13 protein-coding genes, 2 tRNA genes and 3 rRNA genes are annotated in these 20,793 nt (G+C 53.9%); 3 read left to right on the forward strand and 15 right to left on the reverse strand.

Annotated features, from left to right (window positions below; all coding sequences use genetic code 11):
* Positions 1-6 precede the first annotated feature (6 nt).
* The 7 genes from aat to ACM66T_RS11390 form a co-directional block, all read right to left on the reverse strand.
* Positions 7-678, reverse strand: coding sequence for a leucyl/phenylalanyl-tRNA--protein transferase (gene aat, locus ACM66T_RS11360; RefSeq protein ID WP_231019128.1), 672 nt, complete (start codon positions 676-678; stop codon positions 7-9).
* A complete protein-coding gene (gene clpA / locus ACM66T_RS11365) occupies positions 675-2,879 on the reverse strand; it encodes an ATP-dependent Clp protease ATP-binding subunit ClpA (RefSeq protein WP_231021242.1) in 2,205 nt (734 codons plus the stop codon). Before clpA ends, aat begins: the two co-directional genes overlap by 4 nt.
* Positions 2,879-3,178 (reverse strand): ATP-dependent Clp protease adapter ClpS, encoded by a 300-nt coding sequence (gene clpS, locus ACM66T_RS11370; protein ID WP_231019129.1) that lies wholly within the window; start codon positions 3,176-3,178, stop codon positions 2,879-2,881. Before clpS ends, clpA begins: the two co-directional genes overlap by 1 nt.
* Positions 3,179-3,343: 165 nt before the next feature.
* The gene (locus ACM66T_RS11375) at positions 3,344-4,057 is read right to left on the reverse strand and encodes a Rieske 2Fe-2S domain-containing protein (protein WP_416768564.1); all 714 of its coding nucleotides are present in this window, start codon (positions 4,055-4,057) and stop codon (positions 3,344-3,346) included.
* Positions 4,058-4,067: 10 nt separating this feature from the next.
* Complete coding sequence (locus ACM66T_RS11380) at positions 4,068-5,432, reverse strand: FAD-dependent oxidoreductase (RefSeq protein ID WP_231019132.1); 1,365 nt, start codon at positions 5,430-5,432, stop codon at positions 4,068-4,070.
* A 188-nt stretch (positions 5,433-5,620) separates the two neighbouring features.
* On the reverse strand, positions 5,621-7,309 hold the full coding sequence (locus tag ACM66T_RS11385) for an SUMF1/EgtB/PvdO family nonheme iron enzyme (RefSeq protein ID WP_231019133.1): 1,689 nt from the start codon (positions 7,307-7,309) through the stop codon (positions 5,621-5,623).
* A gap of 125 nt (positions 7,310-7,434) precedes the next feature.
* Positions 7,435-8,670 carry an aminotransferase class I/II-fold pyridoxal phosphate-dependent enzyme gene (locus tag ACM66T_RS11390; protein WP_231019134.1) on the reverse strand — a complete coding sequence of 412 codons (1,236 nt, stop codon included), beginning with the start codon at positions 8,668-8,670 and terminating at the stop codon, positions 7,435-7,437.
* Positions 8,671-8,726: 56 nt separating this feature from the next.
* Between ACM66T_RS11390 and bioD the strand changes: the two genes are divergently transcribed.
* Genes bioD through ACM66T_RS11405 form a run of 3 tightly spaced genes read left to right on the forward strand, consistent with a single transcriptional unit; the run spans position 8,727 to position 11,192 of the window.
* Positions 8,727-9,368, forward strand: coding sequence for a dethiobiotin synthase (bioD, locus tag ACM66T_RS11395; protein WP_231019135.1), 642 nt, complete (start codon positions 8,727-8,729; stop codon positions 9,366-9,368).
* Between the two features lie 23 nt (positions 9,369-9,391).
* Positions 9,392-10,273, forward strand: a complete 882-nt coding sequence (locus tag ACM66T_RS11400; RefSeq protein ID WP_416768565.1) for an aspartate carbamoyltransferase catalytic subunit — start codon at positions 9,392-9,394, stop codon at positions 10,271-10,273.
* A complete protein-coding gene (locus ACM66T_RS11405) occupies positions 10,260-11,192 on the forward strand; it encodes an aminodeoxychorismate synthase component I (protein WP_416768566.1) in 933 nt (310 codons plus the stop codon). The genes ACM66T_RS11400 and ACM66T_RS11405 overlap by 14 nt, the downstream gene beginning before the upstream one ends.
* 121 nt (positions 11,193-11,313) lie before the next feature.
* Here the strand turns inward: ACM66T_RS11405 and rrf are convergent.
* From rrf to ACM66T_RS11445, 8 genes are all read right to left on the reverse strand, one after another.
* Positions 11,314-11,429, reverse strand: a 5S ribosomal RNA gene (rrf, locus tag ACM66T_RS11410).
* A 134-nt stretch (positions 11,430-11,563) separates the two neighbouring features.
* Positions 11,564-14,430 (reverse strand): 23S ribosomal RNA (locus tag ACM66T_RS11415).
* A gap of 186 nt (positions 14,431-14,616) precedes the next feature.
* Positions 14,617-14,692: transfer RNA gene (locus tag ACM66T_RS11420), tRNA-Ala, on the reverse strand.
* 12 nt (positions 14,693-14,704) lie between these two features.
* Positions 14,705-14,781 (reverse strand) — tRNA-Ile (locus ACM66T_RS11425).
* Between the two features lie 125 nt (positions 14,782-14,906).
* Positions 14,907-16,410 (reverse strand): 16S ribosomal RNA (locus ACM66T_RS11430).
* Together the 16S, 23S and 5S rRNA genes with 2 tRNA genes alongside form the textbook arrangement of a ribosomal RNA operon.
* 385 nt (positions 16,411-16,795) lie before the next feature.
* Positions 16,796-17,428 carry a prepilin-type N-terminal cleavage/methylation domain-containing protein gene (locus tag ACM66T_RS11435; protein WP_231019138.1) on the reverse strand — a complete coding sequence of 211 codons (633 nt, stop codon included), beginning with the start codon at positions 17,426-17,428 and terminating at the stop codon, positions 16,796-16,798.
* Positions 17,429-17,571: 143 nt separating this feature from the next.
* Positions 17,572-19,389 (reverse strand): citrate/2-methylcitrate synthase, encoded by a 1,818-nt coding sequence (locus tag ACM66T_RS11440; protein WP_416768567.1) that lies wholly within the window; start codon positions 19,387-19,389, stop codon positions 17,572-17,574.
* Between the two features lie 10 nt (positions 19,390-19,399).
* Positions 19,400-20,719, reverse strand: coding sequence for an ATP citrate lyase citrate-binding domain-containing protein (locus tag ACM66T_RS11445; RefSeq protein ID WP_231019140.1), 1,320 nt, complete (start codon positions 20,717-20,719; stop codon positions 19,400-19,402).
* Between the last annotated feature and the right edge of the window lie 74 nt (positions 20,720-20,793).

Consider the following 20,793-nt stretch of genomic DNA (forward strand, 5'->3'; position numbering starts at 1 on the left):
TCCTTTTTATGCTTGCATGAAACCCATTATACCTTTATCACGTAACTGTTCAAGACGCAACAAAAAATAATCGCGGCTCACTTCGATCGCCCCCAGACTCTTGAGGTGCTCCGTCGGTACCTGCGCATCGATCATTTCGAAACCGCGCGCTTTCAGATGTTCGACGAGTGCGGCAAACGCGGCCTTGGAGGCGTCGCTGACATGGGCGAACATCGATTCGCCGCAGAACATTCCACCGACCTCGACCCCGTAGAGCCCGCCGACAAGCCGCCCCTCCTGCCAAGCCTCGACCGAGTGCGCATGCCCCATCGCATGCAGCACCTCGTAGGCCTCGACCATCTCCGGAAGGATCCAGCTCCCCTCCTGTCCCGGACGCGGCGTCGTCGCACAGGCACGGACCACGTCGCCAAAGGCCGTATTGAAACGGATCTCGAAATGTTTCAGCCGCTTTCGCAGGGAACGGCGTAGCACGAAGTCGTCAAGATTGAGAATGAACCGGGGATCGGGCGACCACCACAAAATGGGATCGCCTTTGCTGTACCAGGGGAAAATACCGCTGCGGTAGGCCAGCAGCAGCCGCGAGGGCGAGAGGTCGCCGCCGAAGGCGACGATACCGGATTCGTCGGCGTCCCTCGGGTCGGGAAACGCCAGTTCGTATCGGATCTGCTGCGGGATCACACCGCCGCCTCTTCCTCCGCATGTTCGTCGTACGTGAAAACAATCTCGTTTTTGTAATCGACGTGGACCGTTCCGCCCGCCTTCAGACGGCCGAACAGCATCTCATTCGTAAGGGGATCTTTGATCTTCTCCTGGATGATCCGGCCGAGCGGACGGGCGCCCATCGCTTTGTCGTAGCCCATCTCCGCAAGATAGCCGCGGGCTTTTTCGCCCAGGGTGATCGTAATGCCCTTCGTCGCCAGCTGTGTATTGAGCTCGCCGATGAACTTGTCGACGATCCCCTCGACGATTTCGCGATCCAACGGCGCGAACTCGATGACGGCGTCGAGGCGGTTACGGAACTCCGGCGTAAAGAAAGCCTTGAGCGCCTCCCCACGGGCCAGGCTGCTGTCAGCATTGAAGCCCATGACGCTGCGCTCCGTCGCGCCGACATTGGAGGTCATGATCAAGATGACATTCTTGAAGTTTGCCTTGTAGCCGTTGTTGTCCGTCAGTGTTGCGTTGTCCATCACCTGCAGCAGGATGTTGATCAGCTCCGGGTGCGCTTTTTCGATCTCGTCGAGCAACAGAACCGTATAGGGATGCTTGCGGATCGCCTCTGTCAGCAGCCCGCCCTGCTCATAGCCGACATAGCCCGGAGGGGCGCCTACCAGGCGTGAAAGCGCATGTTTCTCCATGTATTCGCTCATGTCGAAACGCTCAAAGTGGACCCCCAGCGTCTCCGCCAGGGACTTGGCCAGTTCGGTTTTGCCAACGCCCGTCGGCCCCGCAAAGAGGAACGACGCGATCGGCCGCTCTTCAGGGTTGAGGCCGGCGCGGCTGCGCTTGATCGCCAGGGCGACCTTTTCGACCGCGGCATCCTGCCCGATCACCTTGCTGCGCAGGTCGCGTTCCAGATGTTCGAGGCGCAGGGTATCGTCTTCGCACACCTGCGAGGTCGGGATCCCCGTCATCTTTGCGATGACGTTTTCGATATCGAGGGCTTCGACGACGTTGCGGTCATGCTTTTTCAGATGGAACGACGCCCCCGCCTCGTCGATAAGGTCGATTGCCACGTCGGGCAGGAAGCGGTCGGAGATATACTTCTTCGACAACGATACCGCCACTTCGAGGGCTTTGTCCTCGTAGGTCAGTTTGTGGTGCTTCTCGTACTTCGGCCGAAGTCCCTTGAGGATCTCGATGCTCTCCGCCTGGCTCGGCTCATCCACATCGATTTTCGCGAAGCGGCGGCTCAGCGCCCGGTCTTTCTCAAACACATTGCGGTACTCGGCGTAGGTCGTCGCCCCCATACACTTCATCGCCCCCGATGCCAGGGCCGGTTTGAGCTGGTTGGAAGCGTCCATGCTGCCGCCATTGACGGCACCCGCACCGACGAGGGTATGGATCTCATCGATGAACATGATGGCGTTCTTGTGCGCCGTCACCTCATCGATAACCCCCTTAAGGCGCTTTTCGAAGTCGCCCCGGTACTTTGTGCCGGCCAGCATCGCCCCGAGGTCCAGAGCGTAGACGGGGGCCTCCTCGAGCAGTTCGGGGACCTCACCGTCGGCGATGCGAATCGCCAGCCCCTCGGCGATGGCCGTCTTCCCGACGCCGGGTTCGCCCACGAGGAGCGGGTTGTTCTTTTTCCGGCGGCAGAGCGTCTGCACGACCCGCTCGATCTCATCCTGGCGGCCGATGACCGGGTCGATGCGGCCGGCACGCGCCTGCGCCACCAGCTCCACCGTATATTTCTCCAGATAGCTTTCCTCCGCATCCGATACGGACTGGGGCTGCACATCTTTGTGCGAGATCACTTCCAGAACGTCGACGCGGTTGATATCGCTCTCGAGCAGTACCTGGCAGGCGTAGGTGTGTTTCTCTTCGTAAATCGCCGCCACGAGGTCGCCCACTTCCGCCTGCTGCTTCTGCGCGCTCTGGATATGGCGGATCATCTGGTCGATCATCCGTGAAAGCGCGACGGTCTCGAAGGGCTCCTGGGTCACGTCTTCAGGCAGGGGGTCCATTGTCATGGAGAGGTAACGGCTCACCATGGCGCGCATCGCCGCGACGTCGCCGCCGCACTCCCGGATAATGGCGATCCCCTCTTTTGAACCGAGCAGGGCATAAAAGACATGCTCGATCGTCAGGTATTCATGCCGCTGATCTTTGGCATACAGCAGCGCTTTTTGAAAGACGGCATTAAGTTCGGCACTGATCATCACGCTTCCTCCATCGTTGCCTTGAGCGGGTACCCATGCTCCCGGGCCAGGCGGCTTACCTGCATCACTTTGGTCTCTGCCACTTCGTAGGTATAGACGCCGCAGATACCGCGGTCCTGGCGGTGGATATCGAGCATAATCTGCTCCGCTTCCTGATAATTTTTATGAAAAATACTCATCAAAACCTCGACGACGAAATCCATCGATGTGTAGTCGTCGTTGAGCAAAATCACTTTATATTGTCCCGGCTCCTTGAGCAGCAGTTCACCCTCAAGTTCAAGCTCTTTTTTGGTACTCAAACATTGTCCTTAAAACGTGCATTCCACTGCTTCTGCGGTGAAAATGCATAAATCGGTCTTGTTCTTTACTAACGCCAGTTAGATTAGCAGGGATTGTGTAAGCAACGACTTAAGAATGCAGATTAACGGCGGAGGCCCCGGGAAAGCCTGCCGCGGGAAGAAAAATCAGAGTTTGACGACGTCTTGCGTGTAGTCGCGCAGGGGAACGGTTTCGGCGCGTTCGGCCACCTTGGCTTTCGCCTTGCGTTTGCTGCCGAACTGCTCTTTGAGCTCGCGGCGGAAACTGCCGAAAAACTCGTGGAATTTGTCTTTGCCCAGGACGCCTACCGCCCAGAGGGTGTTGTCGCTGCCGACTTCGAGCACGATGGCCGCCAGCGGCTGCGGCGCCTTTCCCTCCTTGACCCGGCAGCCGCGCTCCGCGTCGTAGACGGACGTATGCCCGTCGCAGACGATATCCCCCGCAAAACGCTCTCCGGGATTGCGGAACGTGATGAAACTGTCATTTTTGTTGATGTGCGTCAACTGGTGCGGGCAGATCCCGCTGTAGGCGACAATCGTTCCCTTGCTGCCGACACCGCCCTTCCAGACGTATTCGTTCCCGAATTCGTCGGTCAGTTCAACGTCTTTCGCCGTCGGCATCGGCAGATTCACCAGCAGGCATGATGTGCCGGCATAGGGGTAGTTAAAGACGTAATTCTCGCCCGTTTTCAGCGCATCGGCCTTCAAAGGAGCGCCGCTGCCGTCGACAAGCTTCACCTTGGCGTACCGTTTGTAGAGGGCGCCGTCCTTGGCCATCAGGGTCTGTCCGATCGTGGAAGGGTTGATCGCGATCACCGCACCCGTCGCACTGAGTACCTTTAAAAAATTTCTGCGTTCCATTCCTTGCCTCCTATGCGTTGAACATGTCGCGGTACATGCCTTTGGCCCACTCCATCAGGCCACGACCGTTGTTGATGCCGACACGCCCGTCCCATGTCTCGTTGGTGTAGACATTGGCAAACGTAAAGCGTTTGGCCTTCGCATCGTAAGCGTACCCGGCGTTGATTGAAATGGCCAGGACCGGATCGCTGGCAACGGCCGAGTAGCAGATCGTCAGCGGCGATTCCCACGGCGTCTCCTCTCCCCCGTTGATTTTGGCGGCGATCCGTTTGGCGATGTAGACGCCTTCCGTATTGGCGGTGTTACCGGACTTGCTGAAGCCCATCGGGCGGACGTCGCCCCCGCAGTAGATCTCCGGATGGCCGTTAACCTCGTAGGTCAGCACGTTGATATCGGCCTCCATCTTGTTGAAGATGCTGTCCTTCGCGACCCCCGCGACCTCCAGGATCTTACCGCCGCGCACATGCGGATAAAACGCGGCATCTTCAAAGGCGATAACATCATCGTAATCGGTCATCACCTCTTTTTTGTCCAGATCGAAATGCGCGATCTTCGTCCCCGGATGATAGTCGATGTACTCCTTGTAAAGCTTGTCAAAGGCCGAGTGGAACCCTTCGGCCTTGATCGTGATATCGTCATTTTCATCGATCAGGACGACCTTCCCCTCGATACCCTCTTTTTTGAAATAATCCGCGATGAGACAGGCCCGTTCATAGGGTGCGGGCAGACAGCGGTAGTTTCCGCCGGGCACCGTCAGAATGAAGTTGCCCCCTTCAAAATCCAGCACTTTGTTACGCAGGGTGAGGTGCTCCGAACCCGGTTTGAAGCCCGCCGGGAACTCCGTACGGAGCCGACGTTCCAGCGCCGGCTCCTTCGTCCACTCTGAATAGTCGTAATCAATACCGGGGGCAAGGACGAGGTAATCATAGGTAAGATCGCCGTCGCTCGTCATGACCGTTCGCTTTGCCTTGTCCACACCTACGACCGTGGCGTTGAAAAAGGTGTAATTGTTTTCCCGCGCGGCCTGAAGGTAGTCGTGTATCAGGAAGTCAAGCTCCACCGCCTCGACCAGCCAAAGGTTGCTGACCGGGCAGGACATGAATTCGCCGCGCTGTTCGACCAGCACGACGTCGGCGTTCGGCGCATACTTCTTAACGTACTTGGCCACCGTCAACCCGGACCATCCGCCGCCGACGACGACCACCCGCGGTGCATCGGTTTTCGGCAGCGCCGCTTCCGTTCCGACACCGACGCTCCCGGCATTCGTCGTCTCCTCTTCATCCGGCCCGAGTCCCATCTGCGAGCACCCCGCAGCCCCAATCGCGGCAGCGGCGGCACCGGAAAGTTTGAGCAGATCTCTGCGTGACAATCCCATGATTCCCTCCTTGTACAATTCATGTGGCATACTCAACCATTTTTGGTGAACACCCATTGTCACTATTTCAAGCTTAAAGGAAGAAGAAATTATTACTGAAAATAATATATTACATTTTACTTATTATTAAAAATTAAATTATATTGATTTTTATTGTCGTGAAAATTGAGAGAGTGTATACTCCGGCTTCACGGCTCGAGGATGAGCCGGAAACCGGTGGTTTCACTGCGGAAAGTAGGGATATTGACGTCGCGGTAGGAGGGTGAGAGTTCCTCTGCACTGCTCTTGATGGATCCCCCGCGGATGATCTTCATCGCCGCATTGTCGGAGACGAGACTCTCCGCTTTGGAAGGGGCGCTTTTATAATCGGGGGTCGCCCCGTCCTGACACCACTCGGCCACATTCCCGACCATGTCGAAGAGACCGAAAGCGTTGGGCTGCAGCAGGCCGCGGGAGTGCACGAATCCGTGGGCATTGGTCGCCACCCATCCATACTGGGCGGCATTGGCGGCACTGTCACCCCACGCATAAAGCGTATCGCTGCCGGCGCGGGCGGCGTACTCCCACTCCGCTTCTGTCGGCAGGCGGTAATGCTTGCCCGACATCTTGCTCAGCCACTCGGCATACGCCATGGCCTCTTCCCAGCTGACGTACGCGACCGCCGCACTCTCGTTTTTGAGCAGTTTTTTCTTGCGGTACTTCGCCCCCGTTGCCTTCAAAAAGGCGCTATAGGCTCTGTTGCTGACTTCATAGGCGCTCATTTGCAGCCCCGCTTTGACCGTCACCATATGTACGGGTTTGCTGTTTTCAAACTGCTCGGAACCCATCAGGAAAATCCCTTCGGGGATCGCCACCATCTCCGCCGGTTCTATGTATTGGGGGGCTTCATCCGCGGCCTCTGTGCCTCCTACCAGCGCCTGCTGCTCCGCTTTCAGGCGTGCAAGGGCTTCTTGCTGCGCTTTGAGCTCTGCTTCTACCTTCTCCAGCTCCTGGTTCTTGGAAGTGACCGCCCCTTTGTCGGCGGCGGTGCTCTTCTCTTTGGCTTTGAGCGCGTTGATCCGGTTGGCTGCTGTCTGATTATATGCCGACTCGGGATAGGCGATCAGAAAGGCTTCATAGCCGACGACGCTGTTTTTGGCTTCTGCACGCTGCCACGCTTTGTCCGCGGGCGTCAGCAGCTTGGCGGGAACATTGAAGTAGAAATCCGACGCGGCAATACGGGAGTGGACTCCCGCCTTGGAGAGCTTGTCGGCCAGTGCATCCATATCGTCATGGCCTTTTCCGACCGTCTGCATAAGATGCCCGAAAAACGGAGAGCTTACCGATTTACCGTTCCAGCGCACGAGGGTATCCGCCTCCTTGACGTCCTTGACGGCGTCAAGGATCAGCTCTCCGTCCGTCGTATTCGCTTTGCCGCTGTAACGAAACGCATCGACGATGCCCAGGCTGACCCGGGGAGTGTGGCGCTGCAGCTTCTGAAGCAGAAAATCAAAACTGACGGCGGAGAGGCGCAGTTGGGGCAATCCCTCCAATTTCATCCGTGCCGGCATCATCCACGCCTGTGAATCATGGACGACCATCCGTCCGCTGTAGGCAAGGGTAATGACGGCATTGGGAGTGATCCCTTTGTCAAAACTGCGGAAGGTTTTAATGAGCTCCGCCCGGTCAAGATTGAAGGCCGTGACCGTCGTGAAGCCCTTGGATTTCAAAAAAGACGCCAATGCCTGTGCCGACGCAACCGCCTTGTCGTCGTTCGTCTCGGTAGTCAGTCCGTTCGCGATCACCAGAGCATAACGCTTCTCACTCTTCATCTGCTCCACGGTGGCGGAAAAGAGTAACGAAACACCCAGGAACAAAAAGAGGAAAATAGTACGCATCATAAGCCTTGCAGGGGTATCAAAAGGTCTATATTATCATTTCCTTAAGCTTACAATCTAATTAAATCTAACAACCTATGGCTGCTAACGGCTTTTGTGAGCCTCCCTGACGCACCTGCGCGCCGTTACTCGGCCGCCGTGATAAAATCCCTGATCAGGTCATCGGGGTTCTCCAGCCCGACCGATACACGGATCAGACCCGGCGTGATCCCGAGAAACGCGCGCTCATTGTCGCCGAAGTCGCTGTAGATCGTCGACGCCATATGCAGTGCCAGTGTCCGGCTGTCGCCGATATTGGCCGTGATCGTCACCAGTTTCGTTTTGCGCAGAAAATCGTATGCGGCCTCCGCGCTTCCCATATCGATCGTAAAGAGCGGTCCCGTCCCGTTACTGAACTGCGTGGTATAGCGGTCATGGTGCGGGTGATCCCTCAAGGCCGGGTGGTTCACATTCAGCCCCGCCTCTTTCAGGGCGTGCACGACTTTTTCGACACTCTCAATGATCCGGTCCAGACGCAGGGGCAGCGTCTCGAGCCCCAGCATCGTCAGGTAGCTGTTGAACGCCGACGGGCTCATACCGAAGTCGCGCATCGCCCGTTTTTTACCGACGGCGACGAGGGCCATCGCCCCCATTTTGTCGATAAACTTGTGAATCGACGCATAGCGCGGCGTCTTGAACTTGTCTTTGCCCTCGCCGATCGCCCGGAAAACGGCGGCGCCGCCGAGGGCCGACGCGTTTCCGGCGATCAGCTTCGTCGTCGAGTAGACGACGATGTCCGCGCCGAGCTTCAGCGGCTGGATGCTCAAAGGCGTCACGGTATTATCCACCATCAGTGCGATCCCGTGGGCATCGGCGATCGCCGCAACGGCCTCAATATCCGGCAGACGCATGTTCGGGTTTCCGACGCTTTCGAGGTAGATCAGCTTTGTCTTGGCCGTGATAACCGCTTCGACCTCTTCGAGGGCATCGACGTCGAAAAAGGCGGTACGTATGCCGAAGCGTTTCAGGGTCTCCTCAAAAAAGGAGTACGTCCCCCCGAACAGACCGCCGATGCTGATGATCTCGTCCCCGCTCTCCAGCAACGACATGACGGCCAGGGTCGTCGCCGCCATGCCCGAACTTGTCGCGATGGCGCCGACGCCACCGTCCATCTGAGCCAGGAGGCTTTCCAGTTTTCCGGACGTTGGATTGCCCACACGGGCATACAGCGGCTTTTTCACGCTGCCGTTGAAGATCCCCTCCGCCGTCTCCGGATCTCCGTACGCGAAGGCTGCCGAGTTGGCGATGACAGGCGAGATTGCCCCCTCTTTCGCCCCGCTCCCCTGCACGATCTGTGTCGTAAACGCTTCAAAACGATTCATTTCTTTAAACCTGTTGACTGTAAAATAGGGTCACATTATAGCCGAAAGAGGTTTAGGTGGCGCAACACATTTTTATCACAGCGACCAATACGGAGATAGGCAAAACTTATACGACCGTCAAACTGATGCATGCACTGAGTGCACGCGGCCTCCATGTCGGCGTTGTCAAACCGATCGAGACCGGCGTCACCACCGCTCCGGAGGACGGCACCCTGCTGCTGCAGGAGCTCAAACAGCTCAACCCCCAGGCCTGGGCGCTCGACATCGACGATATCGTCCCTGTGCAGTTCCCCCTGCCCGCGGCCCCCTATGTCGCCAAGGGAGAGGCCGCCATCGACTGGCATGCCATCGACCGTGCCGTCGAGGCGATGGACGCGATCTGCGACGTCTGCCTGATCGAAGGAGCCGGCGGACTGCTGGTGCCCGTTGATTCCCAGACCGATATGATCGACCTGATCCCCCGGTACCGGGCTAAAGCGCTGCTCGTTGCCCACTGCCGTCTTGGCGGCATCAACGATCTGCGTCTGAGCCTTGAAGCGCTAAAACGGCGCGGCATCGAATCAGAATGGGTATTGAACTGTCGGAAAGGGGATAACGGGTTCGATGCGACCTCCCGTCCCTGGTTCGATACCGCCGCGCCGGGATGGTTCAATCTCGAAGAGGACATTGGGCAACTTTGCGACGCGCTTTTGCTATAATTCTCCAAAAATAAAGAGGGTCCATGCAGCATCTCATCCGTACCGACGACTTCAGCACTGAAGAGATTCTCTCCCTCTACGATGACGCGGACCTCTACGCCCGGGGCGGTTTTCACCGCATTCTGCAGGACCGTATCATCATCACCCTCTTTTTCGAAAACTCGACACGCACCCGCAGCTCCTTTGAAATCGCTGCAAAACGGCTCGGCGCCGAAGTCGTCCACCTCGATGTCGGCAAAAGCTCCACGAAGAAAGGAGAGACCCTCGTCGATACGGCGATGAACCTTGACGCGATGGGACCGGATGCCATCATCGTCCGCCATGCCAATGCCGGGGTCCCGAAGATCCTCTCCAACCACACCCGTGCCGCGATCATCAACGCCGGTGACGGGGCCCATGCCCATCCGACACAGGCCCTGCTCGATCTGTTTACCCTGCGCAAACATTTCGGGGACGTCAACGGCAAACGCATTGCCATCGTCGGTGATATCAAGAACTCCCGGGTCGCGAACTCCAACATCGAACTGCTGCAGCGCTTCGGTATGAAGGTCACCCTGGTCAGTCCGCCCCAATTCATGCCGCAGACCGACCTGCCCTCCACCTATCACCTGCAAGACGTGATTGACAACGTCGACGCCATCATGAGTCTCCGCACCCAGACGGAGCGCCACTCCCAGCCCAGCTACGCATCGCTGCAGGATTATGCCAGCGACTTCTGCATCACCAAAGAGCTTGTCGGCGACCGTGACATCATTATCCTGCATCCGGGGCCGGTACACCGCAATATCGACATTGATGATGACCTCCTGGCCGATCCGCGCTGCAAAGTCCTTGAACAGGTCTCAAACGGCGTCTCCGTACGCATGGCCGTGCTCAAGAAACTGATCCTTGATGGCAACCGCTAGTCTTAACTCTCTCTGCGAACAGTCCATCCCTTTCTTTTTTCTCTCAGACTTTGAAGGGAAGGAACTTACCTGCTATCCCCTCGATACGTTGGCCGAAGAAGATATCGAATTTGCATTCCATGCGACAGGCACCCCCCACGATTCCAATGTGGAGAAATACCCTGTCAGTTTTAAGAGTTATAGAGAGAAACTTCTGAAGGTACAGGAGCACATTAAAAACGGCGAAACCTATATGCTGAATCTGACCCAGCCCACACCGATAGAATGCAGCGATAGTCTGCATACCATTTACGCCAAAGCCAATGCACCCTTCAAACTGCGATTCCGAGATCAGTTCGTCTGCTTCTCCCCGGAAAAATTCATTGAGATCATCGATGATAAGATCTATACCTATCCGATGAAAGGCACAATAGACGCCGCACTGCCTGATGCAGAGACAACGATCCTTGCCGATGAAAAAGAGATGGCGGAGCACTTGATGGTCGTCGACCTCCTTCGCAACGATCTCGGTATCGTCGCGACCAATATACGTGTAGAAAATTTCCGATATATCGACAGGATAAAAGCCGGTTCCAAAGAACTTCTGCAGGTCAGTTCCAAGATCTCAGGAGAACTGGAAAACGCATGGCCTTCGCGAATTGAGGAGATACTACGTTCCCTTCTGCCGGCAGGGAGTATCAGCGGTACACCGAAAAAACGTACCGTGGAGATCATCAAAGAGATCGAGGGTTATGATCGCGGAAATTTCACCGGCGTTTTCGGCTATTTTGATGGAAATAACCTTTACAGTGCCGTATCTATCCGTTTTATTGAAAAGACAACTGGTGGACTTGTGTACAAGAGCGGCGGCGGCATCACTATAGACAGTGACGTAAAGAAAGAGTATGAAGAGCTTATAGACAAGATCTATATCCCCTAAATACATATCAAAACAGCTCTATGAATTAGACGAAGAGTCTAGACACATAGTTTAGTTTTAGAGATAGTTCAAAGTAAAAAGATTGTTGATTGATTTGATTAAGGAGGAAGTAAATCCGAGAACCAGGCGGCGACCTACGTTCCCAACCCTGAAAGGGTCAGTATTATCAGCGATGAGAGGCTTAGCTTCCGGGTTCGGAATGGGGCCGGGCGTTTCCCTCTCTCTATAGCCACCTGGACAATCGGATCTAAAGGCTCCGGTGAGCGCTTAGATCCGACTGTGTCGGGAAGTTTTCATTGTTAAAGTCAACGTTACAACTACAGGGATTACAGCCTCTCATATTCAGTAAGGCAGTAAGACACTAATTTTAGGGAAAAAAGACGAACGGACTATTAGTACTGGTCAGCTAAATGCATTGCTGCACTTACACACCCAGCCTATCAAGCTTGTAGTCTTCAAGCGTCCTTCAGGGAGAGTTCATCTTGGAGTTGGCTTCCCGCTTAGATGCTTTCAGCGGTTATCACATCCGAACGTAGCTACCCGGCGGTGCCCTTGGCAGGACAACCGGTGCACCAGTGGTTCGTCCAACCCGGTCCTCTCGTACTAGGGTCAGCTCTCCTCAACTCTCCTGCGCCCACGGAAGATAGGGACCGAACTGTCTCACGACGTTCTGAACCCAGCTCGCGTACCGCTTTAAATGGCGAACAGCCATACCCTTGGGACCTGCTCCAGCCCCAGGATGCGATGAGCCGACATCGAGGTGCCAAACCTCCCCGTCGATGTGAGCTCTTGGGGGAGATCAGCCTGTTATCCCCGGCGTACCTTTTATCCTTTGAGCGATGGCCCTTCCACACAGAACCACCGGATCACTATGACCGTCTTTCGACTCTGCTCGACATGTACGTCTCACAGTCAGGCTGGCTTATGCCATTATACTCTACGATGGATTTCCAACCCATCTGAGCCAACCTTTGTAAGCCTCCGTTACTTTTTAGGAGGCGACCGCCCCAGTCAAACTACCCACCAGACATTGTCCTGACAGAGGATAACTCTGCGCAGTTAGCTATCAGAATATTCAAGGGTGGTATCTCAAGGGTGCCTCATATACAACTGGCGTCATATAATCAACGGCTCCCACCTATCCTGCACATGAATATCCCAATAGCAGTGTCAAGCTATAGTAAAGGTGCACGGGGTCTTTCCGTCTTTCCGCGGGTAGGAGGAATTTTCACCTCCACTACAATTTCACTGGATCCCTGGTTGAGACAGCTCCCATCTCGTTACGCCATTCATGCAGGTCGGTATTTAACCGACAAGGAATTTCGCTACCTTAGGACCGTTATAGTTACGGCCGCCGTTTACTCGTGCTTCAATTCACCGCTTCGCAAAGCTAACGGATCCTTTTAACATTCGAGCACCGGGCAGGCGTCACACCCTATACATCCACTTACGTGTTGGCAGAGTGCTGTGTTTTTGGTAAACAGTCGGGAGGGACTCTTTGCTGCGACCCGCTTCTGCTCCACCCGCAGGGGTTTCACATACAACGGGCACACCTTATTCCGAAGTTACGGTGCTAGTTTGCAGAGTTCCTTAACCAGGGTTCTTCCACGCGCCTTAGAATACTCATCTCACCCACCTGTGTCGGTTTACGGTACGGGCGACTGTAGATATGCTTAGAAACTTTTCTCGGCACGACGGCATCAACGATTCTGTTTCTGCTCCGAAGAGCGTCGACAGCCTGTCAGATCTCGGTCTCATGTAAGGCGGATTTGCCTGCCTTACAACCTACATCCTTCGAGCCACTATTCCATCAGTGACCTCGTTTAGCCCTATGCGTCCTTCCATCACGCTCTACAGTCGGTATCGGAATATTAACCGATTTGCCATCGTCTACCCCTTTCGGACTCGACTTAGGTCCCGACTAACCCTACGATGACGAGCATCGCGTAGGAAACCTTGGGTTTACGGCGAAGCAGATTCTCACTGCTTTTATCGCTACTCATGCCTGCATGCTCACTTCCATCCGCTCCAGCACTCCTTGCCGGTATACCTTCAACGCTGAATGGAACGCTCTCCTACCACTTAGTAAAACTAAGTCTAGAGCTTCGGTGTACATCTTAGCCCCGTTATATTTTCGGCGCAGAATCGCTAGACCAGTGAGCTGTTACGCTTTCTTTAAAGGATGGCTGCTTCTAAGCCAACCTCCTGGTTGTTTCAGCAACTCCACATCCTTTTCCACTTAGATGTAACTTAGGGACCTTAGCTGCTAGTCTGGGTTGTTCCCCTCTCGACGATTGATTTTATCACCCACCGCCTGACTCCCGAGGTTAGGCATACAGTATTCGGAGTTTGATAGGGTTTGGTACCGCGGTGAGCAGCCCTAGCCCTGTCAGTGCTCTACCCCTGTATGCTAATAACTCGAGGCTATACCTAAATATATTTCGGAGAGAACCAGCTATCACTGAGTTTGATTGGCCTTTCACCCCTATCCACAAGTCATCCGGAGGCTTTTCAACGCCTATCGGTTCGGTCCTCCACTAGCTCTTACACCAGCTTCAACCTGCTCATGGATAGATCACTCAGTTTCGGGTCTGCAGCATCTGACTAATCGCCCTATTAAGACTCGCTTTCGCTACGGCTTCGCGTTCGCTTAACCTTGCCAGATACCACAACTCGCAGGCTCATTATGCAAAAGGCAGTCCGTCACCCCTCATAAAGAATGGGGCTCCGAATGATTGTAAGCTATAGGTTTCAGGTTCTATTTCACTCCGTTCACCACGGTTCTTTTCACCTTTCCCTCACGGTACTGGTTCGCTATCGGTCTGGTAGTAGTATTTAGCCTTGGAGGGTGGTCCCCCCATGTTCAGTCAAGATAACACGTGTCCCGACCTACTCGAATAACATGTAGATAGTTTTCGCTTACAGGGCTATCACCTTCTATGGCTCCTCTTTCCAAAGGATTCTGCTAACACACTACACGCTTTAGGGCTAGTCCCATTTCGCTCGCCGCTACTCTGGGAATCTCGGTTGATTTCTTTTCCTCAAGGTACTGAGATGTTTCACTTCCCTTGGTTCGCCCCCCGAAGGGTGACACGATTCGCACCGTGCCGGGTTGCCCCATTCGGAAATCCCCGGATCAAAGCTTCTTGGCAGCTCCCCGAGGCTTATCGCAGCCTAGTACGTCCTTCATCGCCTCTACCAGCCTAGGCATCCACCTATAGCTCTTAATATCTTTATTCTAATTAGCGCTTACTGCCTTACTCAATATGAATAAGACTGTAATCTTCAATTGTAGTTGCATATAGTAATTTCTTACTATATTTGTTGACTTTAACAATGATAATTCAATGAACGATTTAGACTCTTATACACTAAGAAGTCTAATATGAATACTTCATCAAGTACTCGTATTAGGCTTCATCCGTGGTGGAGAATAGCGGGATCGAACCGCTGACCTCCTGCGTGCAAAGCAGGCGCTCTCCCAGCTGAGCTAATTCCCCACATAGTGATCCTGGTGGGCCTAGGAGGACTTGAACCTCCGACCTCACCCTTATCAGGGGTGCACTCTAACCAGCTGAGCTATAGGCCCCTTCTCGGCATTTCTAATTCAATAGAACACAGATCACTGAAAACTAAGCAAGCAAGCGGACAGACACAACTCTGTGTGAGATTTTCTCTTCGGGCCCTCAAACGAATGAGGCCCGGTTACTCTAGAAAGGAGGTGATCCAACCGCAGGTTCTCCTACGGTTACCTTGTTACGACTTCACCCCAGTCGCTGATTCCACCGTAAGCGGTAGCCAGTTTGGCATCCCGATTTCGGGTGAAATCAACTCCCATGGTGTGACGGGCGGTGAGTACAAGACCCGGGAACGTATTCACCGTAGCTTAGCTGATCTACGATTACTAGTGATTCCAGCTTCATGCACTCGAGTTGCAGAGTACAATCCGAACTGAGAGACGCTTTATGAGATTGGCTCCACCTCGCGGTATCGCAACTCTCTGTACGTCCCATTGTAGCACGTGTGTAGCCCTGGCCGTAAGGGCCATGATGACTTGACGTCGTCCTCACCTTCCTCCTCCTTGCGAAGGCAGTCTCCTTAGAGTGCCCAGCCGAACTGCTGGCAACTAAGGACGAGGGTTGCGCTCGTTGCGGGACTTAACCCAACATCTCACGACACGAGCTGACGACAGCCGTGCAGCACCTGTTTTCAAGCTCCAGTAAACTGGCACTACCGTATCTCTACAGTATTCTATCAATGTCAAGGCCAGGTAAGGTTCTTCGTGTATCTTCGAATTAAACCACATGCTCCACCACTTGTGCGGGTCCCCGTCTATTCCTTTGAGTTTTAATCTTGCGACCGTACTCCCCAGGCGGAATGCTTAATCTGTTAAGTGCATCACCGAAACTACAAGAGCCCCGACGACTAGCATTCATCGTTTAGGGCGTGGACTACCAGGGTATCTAATCCTGTTTGCTCCCCACGCTTTCACGCCTCAGCGTCAGTTATGTCCCAGCAGATCGCCTTCGCTTTCGGTATTCCTAGTGATATCTACGGATTTTACCCCTACACCACTAATTCCATCTGCCCCTTCCATACTCTAGGTTCCCAGTTTCAAGTGCAGTTCTATGGTTGAGCCATAGGATTTCACACCTGACTTAAAAACCCGCCTACGCGTCCTTTACGCCCAGTGATTCCGAGTAACGCTTGCTCCCTCCGTATTACCGCGGCTGCTGGCACGGAGTTAGCCGGAGCTTATTCATTAGGTACCGTCATTTTCTTCCCTAATAAAAGGAGTTTACACACCGAAATGCGTCATCCTCCACGCGGCGTTGCTGCATCAGGGTTTCCCCCATTGTGCAATATTCCTCACTGCTGCCTCCCGTAGGAGTCTGGTCCGTGTCTCAGTACCAGTGTGGCGGATCATCCTCTCAAACCCGCTATGTGTCATCGCCTTGGTGAGCTCTTACCTCACCAACTAGCTGATACAATATAGGCCGATCCCTCAGCGAAAAACCTTTCCCTGCGAACAGGAGTATCCGGTATTAATCACCGTTTCCAGTGGCTATCCCAGACTGAGGGGCACGTAACCTATACATTACTCACCCGTGCGCCACTCGTCAGCAAAAGAGCAAGCTCTTCCCTGTTACCGTTCGACTTGCATGTGTTAAGCACGCCGCCAGCGTTCACTCTGAGCCAGGATCAAACTCTCCATAATTGAAAAGACGTTTCCGAAGAAACGATTACTGATCCAGCCCAAGATATAAAATCATTGGCTGTATAGTGTCTATCACTATTATATAGTAATAGACGGTTAAATTGTGTCTTATCTAAGTAAGACTTCCAGACTCGCATCTGTCCATCCCACTTGCTTAGTTTTCAATGATCTCAAACTTCCCAAATCTTCAACTCGAAGACCCGGCTGATCGGCTTCTTTCGATGCCTCTCATCGTTTGTGGACGGGAATTATAGGGGATTCCTAAAGCAATGTCAAGAGGTTTCTGCGCAAATTTTCGAATTTTGTGAAATTTCTTCGAATTGGCCAGTTTTTGCTTCTAATTAGTCTTGCCTGACGCCCTAATAATGCACCCGCTCTGTCTTACTTAGGGGACATCCCTTCCGTCTATCGTTGCCACTTTTACAAAACCTGTTTCTTTGGTTATCGTAACCGTAGCATTGTGATCATCTTTCGTCGTCAAAGTAATTGTGCAGTCTGCTGTCAATAGACTGCCAATCGCCCCATACGGTCTTCCTATATGATCAAACGCAATATATTTGTTTGCTGCTCCAGGGTAGCACCCTGCAGAGAACGTCACTGAATCCACACCATACTTTTTCCATAAAAGGACATCATCATTTGTTTCTGCGTCCTCATTACAGTTATTGGAGTAGAGTTTTTTCTTCGTCAACGGATCAATCGCCGCTTCACCTACACTATTGACGTTACCGCCACCGTTACGGTCTGCATAAACATCATAGCAGTCACCATTATGTGCGGCAGAATGTGTAAATGCAATTTGCCACAATGTTGCATTCCAATCTACACCAACAGGCGCATCATTAATGCGGTCCTCAACTAAAGCATGGTGCTGAGCCAAACGAATATGGCGCGCGATCTGATAAGCGGCTTCTCCCGCATTGTCACGTTCAAAACGTGGAATAAACACAGAAGCGAGAATACCGATGACGACGATAACGAATACAAGTTCCAGCATTGTGAATGCAGATTTTTTCATAGAAAACCCTATCGCAAATTTGTATGATAGGTCATTATAACATAAGAAAACAGAAGCGGGGATGGTGAAGATTGTGGGAAGAAATCCGGGGAAGTGCGCGTTGCGCTTCCCCGGAGGCATTACATTTTGTCGAACGGTGCTTTTTAAAGCTCTTCCGCTTTTTCGACGTTGTAAAGAATGTCGTCCATCGGGTGGCGGTACATCGGCATACCGAGACGTTTTTCGTCCAGGATATGACCGATGAAGCCAATCGAGCGGCCGACGACGAAGAATGCATTCAGGGCACCCGCGTCGATGAAGCCGTCGATTTCCTCTTCGGAGTAGCCGAGCGCACGCCACATATCGACCATCAGGATACCGATCGTACCGTCGACGTTCAGGATCAGGTTATCCTTCTTGGACGTCGTCAGCTTCTCGACTTCGAGGGCGAAATCAAGCAGCGGAGTCGCCGGGAAGTTTTCAGCTGCAAACTTCTTCAGACCGGAAACGCGCAGGTCCGGGTTACGGACGGACTTGATACGGTGACCGATACCGGAGATCGTTTTGCCCTCTTTTTTCATGTAGGCGATGAACTCTGCCGGGCTCATACCGTTGTCGTTCGCATACTTGAAGTAGCGCGCCGCGTCATCGATCGCACCACCGAAGCGCGGTCCGATAGTCAGAAGACCAGTGACTAGCGCAGAGATAACGTCTTTGCCGGCACGCGCGGTGACTTTCGCGTTGTGTGCACCGGAAACCGCCGGGCCGTGGTCTGCAACAGTTTTCATAACCGTTTCGATGTAATCCGTCGCCCATTTCGGGTAGCGCTTCTTGAACCAGAGCAGGGAGACGACGTCACCGATACCGAAACCGGTGTCCGGTGTCGCAACGGAGCTGATCGGATGACCCGCATAGGTTGCTTCTTCACCGCGGTCGTCGGAGATCGTACAGATGAACTGTTTTGCACGGCGGACTTTCGGTACTTCGCGCAGTGCCGGCTCTTCGATCTCGCCGATAACACCTTCGGCTTTGAGCTTGTTGTACACCTCGTTGATCTTCGCCGGAAGATCGTTGAAGGATTCCGGTACATAGATACCGGCTTCCGCCATCGCTTTGTTCTTCGCCGCCGCTGTTTCAGCATCGGCATTGGCAGAGGCACCCGCGTGTCCGAACTGGACACCGGAGCTGAAGTGCTTGGCAATCGTACCGATACACCATGCGATGATCGGTTTCGTGATCTTGCCGGACTTCACCGCCTCGATCACTTTGTACTCTTCCGTACCGCCGACTTCACCGAGCAGGATCATGTATTTGACCTGCGGGTTGTTCTGCATACGCAGGAGGTTGTCGATGAAGACGGAACCGACGAAGCGGTCACCACCGATCGCAACACCCTCTGCAATACCGTCGGCATTGATGGAGATAATGTTGGAAAGTTCGTTGAACAGACCGCCGGAACGTGTGACAAGGCCACACGAACCTGCACGGTGCAGTTTGGAGTTGATGATATTCTCGATCGTACCGCCGACGTTCGCGATCTTGAACGCGCCCGGTGCGATACCGCCGACCGTCGCAGGCCCGATAACCGTGACACCGGCATCACGTGCCGCCTGGTTCATACCGCGAGCCAGACGCTCCGGGATACCTTCCGCCGTCACCATGATCGTTTTGAACTGGCCCTTCAGACCGATCGCTTCCATCGTGACGTCATACGCCGTACGGAAAGAGGCGAAGTTCAGCAGAACATCTGCGTTCGGGAACGCGCTCGCCGCATCGGTTGTGTTGCGGAAAACCGGGACCATAATTTCGTCCGGCCCGTAGAAGAACTTCTCGAATTTATTGCTGGAAGTCGGTGCAACGATTGCCGCTACCGACGGTGTCGCACGATTGATGACAAAGTCATAGTCGAGCATGCGCTGGATCGCGCTTGCGTTGTTGTTCCAGAAAATTGCTTGTGTGTCTTTTGTAAACAGTGCACCCATTCTTCTCTCCTTACTTCTCAAGTGCCATACGCACGATATCGGTGACGTGTGTTTCCGGCCCGTAGACTTCGATGGACAGACCGAGACGGTCCGCCGCTTCTTTAATGTCTTTGAGACCTTTTTCGTAGTTCGGTCCGCCGCGGCGTACGTAAATGCGCGTATTGTGCGCTTTCATCTTCTCTGCATACTCTTCGAAGGACTGGATGATACCCGTAAAGGTCTTCGCAACGTCGGTGAAGTTCGCGATCGCCCCGCCGATGATGAGGATTTTATCGCGGCCCTGCGCATCTTTGTGGCGCGTCATCAGGTCAAGGAGCGTATCGGCGTAGAACTTCGTTTCACCCGTCGTCGGACCACCGGAGTATTCACCGTAGTTTGCGAGCTCTTTGACATCACCGGAAAGGTCTGCAATCGTATCCGCATAAACAACAGAAGCACCGCCGCCGGCAACCATCGTCCAGATACGGCCAAGCGGGTTGAGGATCGTCAGTTTCAGTGATGCACCGGATTTGGCATCGGCTTCAGCAACAGCCTTCTCTTCCGGGGACTGGTCTTCCATACCGAATGCGGTCGGATACTCTGCACCGCACCATGCGTCACCCATCATAAAGCCGGCCGTGTCGTCCAGGCGAGCGACGAGGTCAAGGATCGCCATATCATTGTCTTTGAGCATAACGATCGGGTTGATCTCAAGGTAAGCGAAGTTCAGGTCGCGGTAGAACTTGAAGAATGCAATCGCGAAAGATGTAAATGATTCTTTGTTCTCAGCCGGAATGTCTGCAGGTACGTTAGCACGGACCGCATGTTCCATATCCGCATCACTCATATTGATCGGGATATGAACCTCGTTGACTTTTTCGTCCCAGCCCTCTTCGACTTCCATGCCGCCCTCTGCGGACATGTAAAGGACATCGTCTTCGCCGACAGTTGTCGCGGAGATGTAGTACTCCTGCTCCTGGGTATGCGGCGTGAACGGCTCAACGACGAAGTGCGTCAGTCTGCCGTGCTGACCGGAAAGCAGCGTCACGTCATGTGACATCTTCTCATCGATCCATTTGGCGGCATCGTCCAGTGTGACGTCACCAGGCTTGTTCGTTTTAAAAAGAACGAGATCGTTTTTACCGCGTTTACCGAACAGCATATCCGGTTTCGCGACGAGCGGCTCCTGCTTCAGCCATTCGAAACCGTGTTCCTCGGCTTTCGCTTTCAGTTCCGCACCGCTGGTGACAAGAACCGATTTGAATCCATAGTGAAAACCGCTGAAATATTTTTCCCAGTGGCGGGCAAAGATGGCTTTACCGTCGTATTCACGAATCGCTCTTTGAGCCATTTCAACTCCTTGAAAATCTTTTGGCTGGATTATATCACGTATGATCTCCCAGCCCGGCTTGAGACTTTCTCAGC

The sequence above is a fragment of the Sulfurimonas sp. ST-25 genome (genome assembly GCF_048079205.1).
Classification (GTDB): Bacteria; Campylobacterota; Campylobacteria; order Campylobacterales; family Sulfurimonadaceae; genus Thiomicrolovo; species Thiomicrolovo sulfuroxydans.

Excerpts from the sequence above, each read along its gene's own strand:
- clpA (WP_231021242.1), bottom strand. The coding sequence starts at position 2,879 with ATGATCAGTGCCGAACTTAATGCCGTCTTTCAAAAAGCGCTGCTGTAT.
- ACM66T_RS11375 (WP_416768564.1), bottom strand. The coding sequence starts at position 4,057 with ATGGAACGCAGAAATTTTTTAAAGGTACTCAGTGCGACGGGTGCGGTG.
- ACM66T_RS11380 (WP_231019132.1), bottom strand. The coding sequence starts at position 5,432 with ATGGGATTGTCACGCAGAGATCTGCTCAAACTTTCCGGTGCCGCCGCT.
- ACM66T_RS11385 (WP_231019133.1), bottom strand. The coding sequence starts at position 7,309 with ATGCGTACTATTTTCCTCTTTTTGTTCCTGGGTGTTTCGTTACTCTTT.
- ACM66T_RS11390 (WP_231019134.1), bottom strand. The coding sequence starts at position 8,670 with ATGAATCGTTTTGAAGCGTTTACGACACAGATCGTGCAGGGGAGCGGG.
- ACM66T_RS11400 (WP_416768565.1), top strand. The coding sequence starts at position 9,392 with ATGCAGCATCTCATCCGTACCGACGACTTCAGCACTGAAGAGATTCTC.
- ACM66T_RS11405 (WP_416768566.1), top strand. The coding sequence starts at position 10,260 with ATGGCAACCGCTAGTCTTAACTCTCTCTGCGAACAGTCCATCCCTTTC.
- ACM66T_RS11435 (WP_231019138.1), bottom strand. The coding sequence starts at position 17,428 with ATGAAAAAATCTGCATTCACAATGCTGGAACTTGTATTCGTTATCGTC.
- ACM66T_RS11440 (WP_416768567.1), bottom strand. The coding sequence starts at position 19,389 with ATGGGTGCACTGTTTACAAAAGACACACAAGCAATTTTCTGGAACAAC.
- ACM66T_RS11445 (WP_231019140.1), bottom strand. The coding sequence starts at position 20,719 with ATGGCTCAAAGAGCGATTCGTGAATACGACGGTAAAGCCATCTTTGCC.